This window comes from Akkermansia sp. NBRC 115031 (genome assembly GCF_030268505.1).
GTDB classification, from domain to species: Bacteria; Verrucomicrobiota; Verrucomicrobiia; order Verrucomicrobiales; family Akkermansiaceae; genus Akkermansia; species Akkermansia massiliensis.
Genome location: NZ_BSQU01000007.1, coordinates 58,841 through 71,556, shown reverse-complemented (window position 1 = coordinate 71,556; position 12,716 = coordinate 58,841). Strand labels below are relative to the sequence as shown.

The window sequence follows — 12,716 nt, the reverse complement described above, 5'->3', positions numbered from 1 at the left end:
CGTGCTCCTCTTTTTTAACGCATCAGGCGCGGGCAGCGGTCCCATGCAGGGGTCCGTCTTCCCGCGCCTTCCGCGGCAGGGGTATTCCAGGCGTTTCCGTTCCAGCCTCGTGCCCTATGCTTCTTCCGGGTGTTCCTGTTTCCTCTTTCCGGCTGTCAGGCGGAAGAAGAGGGGAACCAGGAAGATCGCCAGCAGGGTGGCCGTAATGATGCCGCCCAGCACCCCCGTGCCTACGGCGCGCTGCGCGCCCGCCGCCGCCCCGTGGGCGAAGGCCAGCGGAACCACCCCGGCGCCGAACGCCAGGGAGGTCATCAGGATGGGCCTCAGGCGCAGTTTGGCGGCGGCAACGGCAGCTTCCATCACATCCATGCCTTCCCGGTAGAATTCCTTGGCCACTTCCACAATCAGGATGGCATTCTTGGCGGAAAGACCGATGGTCGTAATCAGGCCCACCTTGAAGTAGATGTCGTTGGGCATGTCGCGCAGGAAGACGGCCAGCAGGGCTCCGAGCAGGCCCAGGGGCACCACCAGGATGACCGCCAGCGGAATGGACCAGCTTTCATACAGGGCCGCCAGCACCAGGAAGACGATCAGGATGGACAGGCCGAAGAGCAGCGTGGCCTGGGACCCGGCAAGCTTTTCTTCATAGGACTGTCCCGTCCATTCAAATCCCACGCCCTGCGGCAGGGTGGCGGTAATCTGCTCCAGGGCGTTCATGGCGTCCCCGCTGCTCTTGCCGGGCGCGGAGGAGCCGTTGATGGTGAAGGAGGGGTAGTTGTTGTAGCGCGTGAGCTGCGGGGGGCCGGCCGTCCAGTCCAGCCGGACGAAGGAGGAGAGGGGCAGAAGCTTCCCCTGGTCATTGCGGACATGCAGGTCTTCAATGTCATTGCCGTTCAGGCGGCTTTTTCCGTCCGCCTGCACAATGATGCGGCGCACCTGGCTGTCATGCATGAAGTCCCCCACATAGCTGGACCCGAACATGACCGCCAGCGAATTGCTGATTTCCGTAATGGGCACTCCCATGGAGAAGGCTTTTTCCCGGTCAATGGAGACGTGCAGCCGCGGCGTGTCCGCCTGTCCGGAGAAGTAGACGCCCGTCAGGTTGGGGTCCGCATTGGCGCGGGCCAGGAGTTCGTCCCGGGCTTCCACCATGCGGGCATACCCCAGGCCGCCCTTGTCCTGGAGCCGGAAGTCGAATCCGGACGTGCTGCCCAGTTCCGGCAGGGACGGCATGTTCAGGGCCATGACCATCATCTGGCGGTCCCCGCCAAAACGGGCGTTGACCCGGTCAATGATCGCCTGGGCGGAGTTGTCCTCTCCGGAACGCTCGTCCCAGTTTTTCAGGCCGACAAACAGCATCGCCATGTTGGTGCCGGTGCCCATGAAGCTGAAGCCGCCCACGGAATAGGCGTATTCCACCGGTTCATGCTGCATCAGGTAGTCCTCCACCTCCCGCAGCCGGGTACTGGTTTCCTCCTGCAAGGTCCCGGCAGGCAGGGCAACCATCGCCATGAAGTTGCCCTGGTCTTCTTCCGGAAGGAAGGAGGTGGGAAGCGTGAGGTACAGGTAGCCGGCCCCCGCAATGATGAGCACATACAGGAACAGGGAGCGTACGGGGCGGCGGATGATTCCGGATACGGCATTGCCGTACCGGTCCGTGGACCGGTGGATGGTCCTGTTGAACCATCCGAAGAATCCTTTCTTTTCCTGATGCTCCACGGAGGAGGCTTTAAGCATGGCGGCGCACAGAGCCGGAGTCAGGGAAAGGGCCAGAAACGCGGAGAAGGAGATGGATACAATGAGGGTCACGGCAAATTGCCGGTAGATGTTCCCCACCGCTCCGCTGAAAAAGGCCATGGGCACGAACACGGCCACGAGCACGGCGGTGATGCCCACGATGGCGCCTCCGATCTGCTTCATGGCTTTTACCGTAGCGCGCCGGGCGTCCAGCCCCTCCTCCATCATGATGCGTTCCACATTTTCCACCACCACAATGGCGTCGTCCACCAGAATGCCGATGCTGAGCACCATGGCGAACATGGTGAGCATGTTGATGGAGAACCCGGAGAGCCACATCACCGCAAAGGTGCCCAGCAGGGCCACGGGGACGACGAGCGTGGGAATCAGGGTGGCCCGGAAGTTCTGCAGGAACAGGAACATGACCAGGAATACCAGCAGAATGGCTTCCAGCAGGGTTGAAATGACTTTCTGGATGGAGATTTCCACGAAATGGGTGGTTTCATACGGAATCTGGTAGGTGACGCCGGGCGGGAAGTCCCTGGCCAGCTCATCCATCTTGGCCTTGAGCAGGCCCATGGTTTCCACGGCGTTGGAGCCGGGAGCCATCTTGATAGCCATGCCGGTGGCGGTCTGCCCGTTGCAGCGGGAGAAGAACGCGTAGCTGTTGGAGCCCAGCTCCACCCGCGCCACGTCCCCCAGCTTGACGGAGGAACCGTCTGAAAGCGTTCTCAGCGCAATGGAGGCGAATTCCTCCGGCGTGCGGAAGGCTTCCTCCGCCACCACGCTGGCGTTGATGGGGGCGGATTTGGAAACGGCCGCCCCCCCGATGTCACCGATGATGATGCGCTCGCTCTGGGCGGCCACGGCATTCACGATGTCCGTGGGCGTCAGTCCCAGCGCTTCCAGCTTTTCCGGATCGGGCCAGATGCGCATGGACGTTTCCGCGCCGAAGAGCTCCACGCGCCCGACGCCTTTCACGCGCTTCAATTCAGGGATGATGCGCGCGGAAGCCCATTCCCCCAGTTCCGTATCATTCAGGTTCCCCGTGGAGGAAAGGGAGATCATCGCCTGAATGTTGTTGGAGGATTTTTCCACGAACACTCCTTCCTTCCGGACAGATTCCGGCAGGCGGGATTCCACGATTTTCAGCCTGTTCTGCACTTCCACGGCGGCAATGTCCGGGTCCGTGCCCTGCGTGAACGTGGCGGCGATTTCCACCGCGCCGTCGGAACTGCTGGTGGCGGACATGTACATCAGGCCGGGAGCTCCGTTGATTTCCTTTTCAATCACGGCGGTGACGGCTTCCTCCGTATCCTGGGCGGAGGCGCCCGGATACGTAGTGCGCAGGGTAATGACCGGCGGAGCGATGTCCGGGTACTGGGCAATAGGCAGGCTGGGAATGGCCAGCAGCCCGATCAGGGAAATCAGCAGGGCGACTACCCAGGCAAAAATGGGGCGGCGTATAAAGAAATCAGGCATAACGGGTTATTGCTGGGCGTTGGATTGCGGCTGGGGCGCGGCGCTGCGGACCTTCATGCCGGGCCGGAGGGACATGATGTGGCTGACGGCCACCTTGTCCCCGTCCTTGAGGCCTTCCGAAACCAGCCATTCCCGGCCGTTCAGCGTATCCGCCTTCACGGGGCGCATTTCCAGCACGCCTTCCGGGCCCACGACAAAGACGGAAGCCCCCTGCGCGGTGCGGATGACGGCGTCCCGGGGAATGGCGAACACGTTGTCCCGCACCGCCTTCTCAAATACCACGCGCACATAGGCGCCGGGCAGAAGCTCATAATCCGGATTGGGGAACTGGGCCCGCATTTCAATGGTGTCCGTATTCGGATCCACCGCCATGTCGGAAAAGATGATCTTGCCGGAATGGGGGTATTCCTCCCCATTGGAGAGCAGCAGGCGCACCTTGATTTCACCCAGCGGCACTCCCTTCCACAGGCCGGACACCACGGCGCGGCGCAGGCTGCTGTACTGGGAGGCCGGCTGGCAGAAGCGGACATAGATGGGGTCTATCTGCTCAATGGTGGTCAGGTGCGTGAATTCGTTCTGGTTGGCAAATGCCCCTTCCGTCACCAGCGCGCGGCGCACGCGGCCGGAGATGGGCGCTTCCACCCTGGTGTATTCCAGATTCAGGCGGGCCTGCTCCAGAGACGCGGCGGCGGCGGCATATTCCGCCCTGGCCCGGTCTTCCTCCGCCATGGCCTGCTTGTGCTCCCGCACGCTGACGGCGCCCTTGGCCACCAGGGAGGAATAGCGGGCGGCCTTGTCCTCCGCATCCGCCAGCACGGCCTTGGCGCGCGCTACCGTGGCCTTGCATTCGTCCAGCACGGCCTGGAGCGGAGCCGGATCTATCTTGAAGAGAAGGTCGCCCGGGCGGACCGTCTGCCCTTCCTGGTAGCAGCGTTCCTGAATGATTCCCGTCACGCGGGCGCGCACTTCCGCCTGGAGGTACGCCTCCATGCGGCCGGGAAGGTTGGCGGTTACGGGAACCTGGGTGCCGTGCACCGTGAGAACGGCCACTTCCGGCACGATTTCTCCGGGAGAACCGGCGGCCGGATTTTCATCCCCCTGCCGGCAGGAGGAGAGAGCTGCCAAAAGGGTGGTGCAGAGAAGAAGGAGACTAGTTGTTTTCATCAGTAATCATGCTTTATAAGACCTCAAGAAACCCCGGAACCACGCTTCCGACAAGACCGGGGATTTTTCAATTGCCATAAGATGTAAAGTATCCCATAATGGGAGAGTCAAGAGGCAATGAAAAGATTAAGTGGAGCGGCTTTTTATCATTTGTTGTAAGCTGCTGGCAACAAGAATCAAATGAATGACGCGACGATTTCGTCTTCAGGAAGATTTCTCTTGCATGCAGCAGCCGTTTCCGCCGGGCGCGCCTCCGGCGGGAAAAAATCAGTTTCCACGCCAACCGCAATACAGGATGGACAAGCAGAATTTACTAACCATAGGCAATCTGTCCAAACAGACCGGCGTACATATTAAATCACTCCGGTATTACGAGCAGCTGGGGATTCTGCGCCCGGCCCATACGGACCCGGATACAGGCTACCGTTATTACACCCTCTCCCAGATTCCCGTGGTGGACGCCATCCGCGCCTGCACCTTCCTGGACATTCCCCTGAAGGAGTTCACCTCCTTTCTGACCGAGGACCAGCAGAGAATCCATTACAAGAAGCTGATTTCCCACGGCACCATGCTGGCGCACCAGAAAATCAGGGACATTCAGGAGAAACTGCACCTGCTGGAAAAATTCCAGAAGCAGATGGACCGGATGGAAGGCCTCCGGCGCCATGAGGGGCAGACCGTCCACGCCCTGCCGGAAAAATATTGCTGGACGGCCCCTTATGCCGGAAAACAGCACAGCACGGATTACAATGTACTCATCACCAACATGTTTGATGACATTAACCGCAATGAGCTGAGGCTGGGCGCGGAAGCCGGACTCCTTTCCTTCCACCGGAGCTCCGGAACGGAAAGGTTCCTGTATGTGGAGGTGGAAGCGACCAAAAGGGACGCCCGGCAGTTAAAGGAAGTCGTGCGCCTGCCTGCCGCCTCCTTCCTATGCTCCATCAGGAAGGAAAGCGATATCGGGAAGGCCCCCCTGGTCTTTCCCGAACTTTTTGCGCAGGAGTATGATAAAATCATCATGGAAACGGAATTGTTTTCCGGAGACTACGATGTGGTGCATCCCAAATTCGAACTGAGATGCTCCCTTCCGCCGGAAGGAAAGTGAACCGGGGGATTTTTTCCGGAACAGGCAATGGGTGAAGAGGATGTAAAAAACGCCTTTCGGGAACCGGAGTTCCCCGTCCGCGCCCCTGCCGCCCTGCGGTGCAGCCGGAACGTCCGTTCAGGCCCGCAGGCATGAAGTCTCCGGAAGTTTCATGAAATGGCATTGCATTTCCCCATGCAGCATATAAAATAATGGGGTGGCACATTGCGACACTACACAACCGGACTTGAAGGAAAGCGCCGTCAAGGCTTACAAGGCCATGTTGCTGGCGCGGGCCTTTGACACCAAAATTTCCAGCCTGTATAAAGCGGGCAAAATCACGGGCGGCGTTTACCTGGGCCGCGGGCATGAAGCGATTGCCGCCTGCGGCGGCGTTTTCCTGACCGCCGGGTATGACGTGATCGCCCCGTTCATCCGGGAACAGGCGGCGCGCATCACCTGGGGGGAACCGATCATTGAAGCGGCCCGCTCCTACCTGGGCTCTGCCCTGGGCTATATGAAGGGACGGGACGGGAACGTCCACCGCGGACTGCCGGCGGAAGGCTACATGGCGCCCATCAGCCATCTGGGCAGCACGGTGGCCTTCGTCATCGGCTGCCTTTTTGCCAAGCGGCTGGACGGCAAGCTTCCCGGCCCCGTAGGCGTGGCCTTCTGCGGAGACGGCACCACGTCCACAGGCGCCTTTCACGAAGCCGCCAACATGGCGAACGTGGAACAACTGCCGCTGGTGCTCGTGGTGACCAACAATCAATTCGCCTATTCCACTCCCAATGTCCGTGAATTCGGGGAAGCCTCCCTGGCGGACAGGGGCCGCGGCTACGGCTTCACCGTGCATGAAACGGACGGCACGGACTTCATGGCTACGCTGGAAACCTTCCGCACCGCCGTCAACAAGGCAAGGGAAGGCAGGGGCCCCCAGTGGGTGCTGGCCAAGACCCTGCGCATGTGCGGCCACGGGGAACATGACGACGCCTCCTACATCCCCAGGGAATTGAAGGATGAGTACGACAAAAAAGACCCCGTCACCGTCGCGGAACGGCAGCTGCTGGAAGCCGGCTGGCTGACGCCGGAAGAAGTGGCGGACCTGAAAAAGCAGTATGCCGATGAAGTCCAGCTGGCCGTGGCTACCGCGCAGCGGGAACCGGAGCCGGACCCCTTCCGGGAGGACTGGAACGCCACGGTATGGAGACCTTATTAAGCCTGCAAACGGAATATTCCCATGAGCGTAACATACATTGATGCCATTCACGACGCCCAGAAAGACCTGCTTGCGGAAGACAAGGACGTCTTCCTGTACGGACAGGACATAGGCGTTTTCGGCGGCGCTTTCAAAGCGACCAAGGGCCTCAAGGAGCTGTTCCCGGACCGCGTGATTGACGCCCCCATCAGTGAGGACGCCATGGCCGGCATGGTCACCGGAGCCGCCGTCATGGGCAAGAAGCCCATCATGGAAGTCCAGTTTGCCGACTTCAGCACCATCGCTTTCAACCAGATCGTCAACATGGCGGCCACCCATTACTACCGCACGGGCATTCCCGCCAACATCACGGTGCGGCTGCCCTGCGGGGGAACGCCCGGCACGGGTCCCTTCCACAGCCAGAGCCTGGAAGCCCTGTTCGCCCACTATCCGGGCCTGCACGTCATGACCCCGGCCACCGTGGCGGACGCCTACTGGATGCTGCGCCAGGCCGTGGAAGTGCCCGATCCCGTCATCTTCCTGGAGCACAAGTTCCTGTACCGCTGGCTGAAGGCGGAGGACAACTACCGGGAAGCCCCGGTGATTCCCTTCGGCATGGCCCGGATCGCCCGCACCGGAAAGCACGCCACCGTAGTGGCGTACAGCGCCATGGTGCCGGAAGCCGTGCGCGCGGCGGACCTGCTGGCGAAGGAGAGCGGTTATGAAGTGGAAGTAGTGGACCTCCGCACGGTGCGCCCGCTGGACATGGACACCGTCATCGCCTCCGTAGCGCGCACCGGCCGCGTCCTGGTCGTCGGGGAAGACTTCCCGTGGGGGGGCGTCACGTCGGAAGTCGTTTCCCGCATCGTGGCGGAAGGCTTCCATCTGCTGGACGCTCCGCCCCAGCGGCTCAACGCCAGGGACACCCCCATCCCCCAGCATCCCAACCTGTGGAAGGCGCACCGCCCCACGCTGGAATCCATCGCCGCCTCCATCCGCCATCTTTTATCCATCTGATTCAACCCAGTTTCCACCATGCCTAAAGTACCCATTCTGATGCCCCAGCTCGGGGATTCCATTGCGGAAGCCACCGTGCTGCGCCTGCTGGCGGCCCCGGGCGACACCGTAGAAGCCGACCAGGAAATCTTTGAGGTAGAGACCAACAAGGCCACCATGGGCGTCACCACCATGTGCGGCGGCGTCCTGAGCGACGTGTTTATCAAGGAAGGGGAATCCATCGTGGTCGGCGCCTGCATGGCCATGATTGACGCCACGGAAGAGGAAATTGAGCGTTCCGGGGCCACCCCGGCCGGTGGCTCCACCCAGCCTTCCCTTCCGGCCAGCCCGGAATCCGTGCCCCAGCGCGTCCCGGACGCTTCCGCCCGGGAGGAAAAGCCCGCCGGGGTCCACTTTGGCCTGACGGGGGAATCCTACCAGGAAAACGGCACGGACCTGAAAGTCCAGCCCAGCGTGCGCGGCCTGCCGGTGCCCGCCGGCATGAAAGACGCGCACTACATGTCCCCCCGGATGAAGGCGCGCATGGATGAACTGGGCATGAGCGCCTCGGACATCGCTTTCATCTCCGGCTCCGGAGCCGGAGGACGGGTCACCATTGACGACCTGGAGGAATTCCTGGAATACGTGAGCCAGTGGCCGCACCGCAAGGCCTCCTCCATGCGGCTGGCCGTGGCGGACGCCATGCGCCGGAGCTGGACGCGCCCCCTGGCCTCCGCCGGGCGCCCCGTGTTCATGGACCCCCTCATCAAGCACAGGCAGCATTCCCCGCTGCGGCCCGGCATCACCCTGTACTTTGCCCGCGCCCTGGCCCTGGCCCTGGCGGAAAGCCCGGAATGCGCCGGCTACCTGGTGGGGGAAAACATCCTTTCCCCCAAAACCATTGACATCGGCATCGCCGCCCAGGTGGCGGACGGAGTGATGGTTCCCGTGCTGCGCCGCGTGAACGAACGGACGATGGAAGAACTGCTGGAAGACTACAACAGGCTGATCGCCCAGGCGCGCCGCCGCAGGCTGGCCCCGGAAGACAGCACGGGCGGCATCGCCACAGTCACCAACTTCGGCGGCTTCGGGCTCACCTTTGCCGCCCCCATGCCCATGCCCAGCGAATCCATCATCCTGGGGGTGGGAGCCGTCACCAAGACCCCGGTCTGGAGCGACGAGGTGGAGGCCTTCATTCCCATCTCCAAGGCCAACATCGTGGCTACGGGGGACCACCGCGTGGTGGACGGCGCGGACATCGGCCGCCTGCTCAAGCGCGTGGCGGAACTGCTCCAGCGCCCGGAATACCTGTAACCCGCTCCGTTCCCGCACGCTTTACGCCGCATGACGACAGACCCACCCGTACTAGGCCTGGTAGCCGGAGACGGCGTCTACCCGGAATACATCGTCCGGGGGGCGCGCCGCCGGACGCCGGAGCTGCGCATCGTGGCCGTGGGCTTCAAGGGGGAGACCAATCCCGCCGTCATTCCCCTGTGCGACGCTTACCAGGAATTCAGCGTGGGCCAGATCAGCAAGCCGTTCTCCTTCCTGAAAAAGCACGGCGTGCGGAACGTCATCATGGCGGGAGGCATCAACCCGAAGAACATTCTCTCCCTCCGCCCGGACCTCCGCGCCCTTTCCGTGCTGATGCGCATGCCGGAGAAAAACGCGGACTCCCTGCTGGGGGCCGTCATCACGGAGGCGGAAAAAGAAGGCTTCACCATCCTCCCCGCCTTCACCTACATGGAAGAGCACATGCCGCAGCCGGGCCACATCGCCGGACCGCGTCCCACGACCGGACAATGGGAGGACGCCGTTTTCGGCATGCAGATGGCCAAGGAAATCAGTCGCCTTCACATCGGGCAGTCCGTCATCGTGCACGGAGGCACCGTAGTTGCCGTGGAAGCCATTGAAGGCACCAACAACTGCATACGCCGCAGCGGCGAGCTGGGCAACGGCAAACCCGCCACACTGGCAAAAGTGGCGCGCCTGGGGCATGACATGCGCTTCGACATTCCTACGATCGGCCCCGTCACCATTGAGACGTGCGCGGAATGCGGCGTCAGGCAAATCGCCCTGGAAGCGGGCAAAACCATTCTGCTGGAGCGTGACCGGGTGGCGGAACTGTGCAAAAGGCACAAAATCAGCCTGCATGCCATGGACGCTTCCGGGGAGGGCTGCCCTCAACCGGAAAATCCCGCCCAATAAAAATCCCCTCGTCCGGAAACCCGGACAAGGGGAAATCATGCCGCATACGGGATGCAGAATAGAAAACGGCTTATTCAACCGCCGGAATTAAGCGTTTTTGTCCTTGTCCATCATGGACTTGGCCTTGTCACTTACCCCGGAAGCCATATCCTTGACGCCTTCCTTGCTCTTTTCGTAGGCGTCTTTCATTGCCTTCTTGCCTTCTTCCATCTTGCCGGAAGCGGCATCTTTCGAGCATCCACAGCCTTCATGCATATGGTTCATATGATCTTTGGAGTCACACATAATAAATAAATGGTTTGTATTTTAATCGTTTGAGTTAACCGTTTTTCGCAGCGTCGCCAATGGCTTCGGCCTTATCGGCAGCCCTGTCCGCCGCATGGTCCACGGCTTCCTTGCTGTCCTGGTAAGTATCCTTGACGGCTTCCTTGCTCTTTTCGTAGGCGTCCTTCGCCGCTTGCTTGCCTTCCTTCATTTTTTCGGAAGCGGCGTCCTTGGCGGCTTTGGCGCCCTTTTTCATGTGTTCCTTGGCTTCAGCCATGTCCTTGTCACCCTTGGTGCAGGAACCGCTGTTGCAGGCGCTCTGCGCCAGGGCCACTACCGGAACTGCAACGGCTACCGCTGCTATAGCATATATCAATTTTTTCATGACGTTGTTCTATTTGGATTCATTCCAATAGACTCTTTCTTCATGAAAATCTATGAATACAGTCGTGTCATTCTGCGTTCACTCCTGCAAATCAAAAGCCATAAACGCCGCGGAGGCAACGCAGTCCCGGCACGGAACGCAGCCTTCTTTTTTCAGCTCCCTGCAATGGGAATAACCCAGCTTCTCCACAAACCGCCGCTTCAGCTCCTCCCTTGACTGCACGGGCGTGCACAGGAGCGCTCCATACAAGGCGCCGCATACCCCGTCAGGCGCTCTTCCCGTGCCGCACGCGGAGACGGCTTCCAGCAAATCCTCCCTTCCCAGGGCTGCGCAAACGGCCTGGGCGCAGTTGTGGCGCCAGGGTTCCGTGCGGAAGGTGGACAGCGCCTTTTCTTCAACGTTCATGCCCCCACTGTAGGCCCGGCCCCCTTCCGGGTCAAGAGCCCCGTCCCGCCTTACCACCTGCAAACTCCGCCGCCGCATTCCGGGTGAGGAAAACATAAGCCCTCCGGAAAACCGCCGGCAGCGGCGTTTACTTCCCGGCAAGCCGGCGGCTGGTCTCCAGGCGCGCGGCCAGCTCCTCAAAGGGGACGGTCCCGTCCAGGCAAAGGCTCACCCAGCTTTTCTTATTCATGTGGTAGGCCGGAAAACGGCTGTGATGGTCCACAAGGCCCTCGAGCTCCCCAGGGCGGACCCGCAGATTCAGCACCTCCACCCTTTCCCTGGAACTGCCGCCCAGTTTCAACCGCGGCACAGCCAGAAAAACGGCATACCATTTTTCCGTGTCCTTCCGCCGCACGACAGCGCTTCCCGGCGACTTCCTCCACAGGAATTCCAATTCATCCCCGTAAGCCTCCCGGACGTGCGCGACGAGGCTCCGGGCAGGATCGCCCTTGAAGAAATCAGGTTCAAAGCAGCACTCCGCCACATGCCACAGCTCTTCCTCATATTCCCTGCGGAGCGCCCTCTCCCGCAACCTGTCCGCCTCTCCCTGAGCAAGATGAGGGATACTCTTCCCGTCCGCATCACGCACCGTTACGCTGACGGAGCCCTCCGCGTGTATTTCAAATTCCATACAGAGCTGCCCGTTCAGCAGCTTTGTCCGGTACAGAAAACCATTTTCCCCGCGAACGCAGCCGAAGGGAGGCAATTTTTCCTCACACAACCTCCTGTCCCTGAAAACGCGTTCCACGGCTTTTTCATACCAGCTTTTCCGGGGAATGCGGCGAAAGAACATGAGGAAAAGAAGTTAGAGGAGATGGAAGGATGGAAAACGCCAGCTGCACCCCTGCGGGCGTGCAGAACCCGGCCAAGCCATGATAAATCCGCACGGGAACGGTACAAGGCCAAAATAACCTGCGCCCCATGTCCGAGGCGCCCGCATCGGGAAAAGAGTTTTTACCTCCCCGTCAGCACATACCACACGAACAGGCTGTTATGCTTCACGTACCGCTTGAGCAGCCGTCCCGGCTCCCGGTAAATGCGGTACAGCCATTCCAGGCCGTTTTTCTGCATCCACCGGGGCGCGCGCTTCACCGTTCCGGCATGGAAGGCGAAGGCCGCTCCCACGCCCACATAAACCGCGGGAGGCAGCAGCTCCTTCTGCTCCGCCATCCACCGCTCCTGCTTCAGGCTGCCCAGGCCCACCCATACCACATTGGCCCCGCTTGAGGCGATGGCCTCCCGCATCTCCCTCCGGTCTTCCTCCGTCCAGGAACGGAATGGCGGGGAATGCACGCCGGCCAGATGAAAAGCCGGGTACTTCTCCTTCAATGCGGACGCCAGGGTCTCCAGCGTCCCTTCATCTCCGCCCAGCAAAAAATGGCGCAGACCCGGATACTCCGCATTCGCCCGCACCAGGGCTTCCATCAGGTCCGGCCCGCTCACGCGTTCGGCGCTCCTTTCCCCTGCGGGAAGGCCCCTGTTCAGCTTCCACACCACAGGCATTCCGTCCGGGCAAACCACGTCCATCCGTTCCAGCACGGCCCCATAACCCCGGTCATGAACGCCGAGGGTTATCACGTGCGCGTCCGCGGCGGCCACCAGGCACGGGGCCTGCGCTTCCAGGGCACGTTCCGCCAGGGCGGAGCTCATTTCCTCCACGGAGCTGACGGCCACGGAAAAGCCGAACACCTTTCTGGTCTCGCACGGCATCCGCGCGCCGGGCTGGTCAGGATTGTTTGCAGCAGTCATGG

12 protein-coding genes are annotated in these 12,716 nt (G+C 61.3%); 5 read left to right on the top strand and 7 right to left on the bottom strand.

What is annotated here, in order from left to right:
- Positions 1-114: 114 nt before the first annotated feature.
- Both QSJ36_RS10170 and QSJ36_RS10165 read right to left on the bottom strand, forming a co-directional pair.
- Positions 115-3,219 (bottom strand): efflux RND transporter permease subunit, encoded by a 3,105-nt coding sequence (locus QSJ36_RS10170; RefSeq protein WP_022396810.1) that lies wholly within the window; start codon positions 3,217-3,219, stop codon positions 115-117.
- Positions 3,220-3,225: 6 nt separating this feature from the next.
- Positions 3,226-4,383 carry an efflux RND transporter periplasmic adaptor subunit gene (locus tag QSJ36_RS10165; RefSeq protein WP_022396811.1) on the bottom strand — a complete coding sequence of 386 codons (1,158 nt, stop codon included), beginning with the start codon at positions 4,381-4,383 and terminating at the stop codon, positions 3,226-3,228.
- 295 nt (positions 4,384-4,678) lie between these two features.
- On the opposite strand from QSJ36_RS10165, the gene QSJ36_RS10160 reads away from it, so the two are divergent.
- The 5 genes from QSJ36_RS10160 to lpxI all read left to right on the top strand — a co-directional run bounded on the left by QSJ36_RS10160 (position 4,679) and on the right by lpxI (position 9,872).
- On the top strand, positions 4,679-5,491 hold the full coding sequence (locus QSJ36_RS10160; protein ID WP_022396812.1) for a MerR family transcriptional regulator: 813 nt from the start codon (positions 4,679-4,681) through the stop codon (positions 5,489-5,491).
- A 226-nt stretch (positions 5,492-5,717) separates the two neighbouring features.
- On the top strand, positions 5,718-6,689 hold the full coding sequence (locus tag QSJ36_RS10155; protein WP_285468620.1) for a thiamine pyrophosphate-dependent dehydrogenase E1 component subunit alpha: 972 nt from the start codon (positions 5,718-5,720) through the stop codon (positions 6,687-6,689).
- Positions 6,690-6,710: 21 nt separating this feature from the next.
- Positions 6,711-7,685 (top strand): transketolase C-terminal domain-containing protein, encoded by a 975-nt coding sequence (locus QSJ36_RS10150; RefSeq protein ID WP_022396814.1) that lies wholly within the window; start codon positions 6,711-6,713, stop codon positions 7,683-7,685.
- 18 nt (positions 7,686-7,703) lie between these two features.
- On the top strand, positions 7,704-8,978 hold the full coding sequence (locus tag QSJ36_RS10145) for a 2-oxo acid dehydrogenase subunit E2 (protein WP_285468619.1): 1,275 nt from the start codon (positions 7,704-7,706) through the stop codon (positions 8,976-8,978).
- A gap of 30 nt (positions 8,979-9,008) precedes the next feature.
- Entirely contained in the window at positions 9,009-9,872 is an 864-nt protein-coding gene (gene lpxI / locus QSJ36_RS10140) for a UDP-2,3-diacylglucosamine diphosphatase LpxI (protein WP_102730859.1), read from the top strand.
- An 87-nt stretch (positions 9,873-9,959) separates the two neighbouring features.
- Here the strand turns inward: lpxI and QSJ36_RS10135 are convergent, their stop codons facing one another.
- The 5 genes from QSJ36_RS10135 to QSJ36_RS10115 all read right to left on the bottom strand — a co-directional run bounded on the left by QSJ36_RS10135 (position 9,960) and on the right by QSJ36_RS10115 (position 12,714).
- A complete protein-coding gene (locus tag QSJ36_RS10135; protein ID WP_156340827.1) occupies positions 9,960-10,136 on the bottom strand; it encodes a hypothetical protein in 177 nt (58 codons plus the stop codon).
- Between the two features lie 55 nt (positions 10,137-10,191).
- On the bottom strand, positions 10,192-10,521 hold the full coding sequence (locus QSJ36_RS10130) for a hypothetical protein (RefSeq protein WP_022396819.1): 330 nt from the start codon (positions 10,519-10,521) through the stop codon (positions 10,192-10,194).
- Between the two features lie 78 nt (positions 10,522-10,599).
- The gene (locus QSJ36_RS10125) at positions 10,600-10,926 is read right to left on the bottom strand and encodes a hypothetical protein (RefSeq protein ID WP_102722223.1); all 327 of its coding nucleotides are present in this window, start codon (positions 10,924-10,926) and stop codon (positions 10,600-10,602) included.
- Between the two features lie 127 nt (positions 10,927-11,053).
- Positions 11,054-11,758, bottom strand: a complete 705-nt coding sequence (locus tag QSJ36_RS10120; RefSeq protein WP_022396821.1) for an MmcQ/YjbR family DNA-binding protein — start codon at positions 11,756-11,758, stop codon at positions 11,054-11,056.
- A 161-nt stretch (positions 11,759-11,919) separates the two neighbouring features.
- Positions 11,920-12,714 carry a WecB/TagA/CpsF family glycosyltransferase gene (locus QSJ36_RS10115; protein ID WP_285468618.1) on the bottom strand — a complete coding sequence of 265 codons (795 nt, stop codon included), beginning with the start codon at positions 12,712-12,714 and terminating at the stop codon, positions 11,920-11,922.
- Positions 12,715-12,716 lie beyond the last annotated feature (2 nt).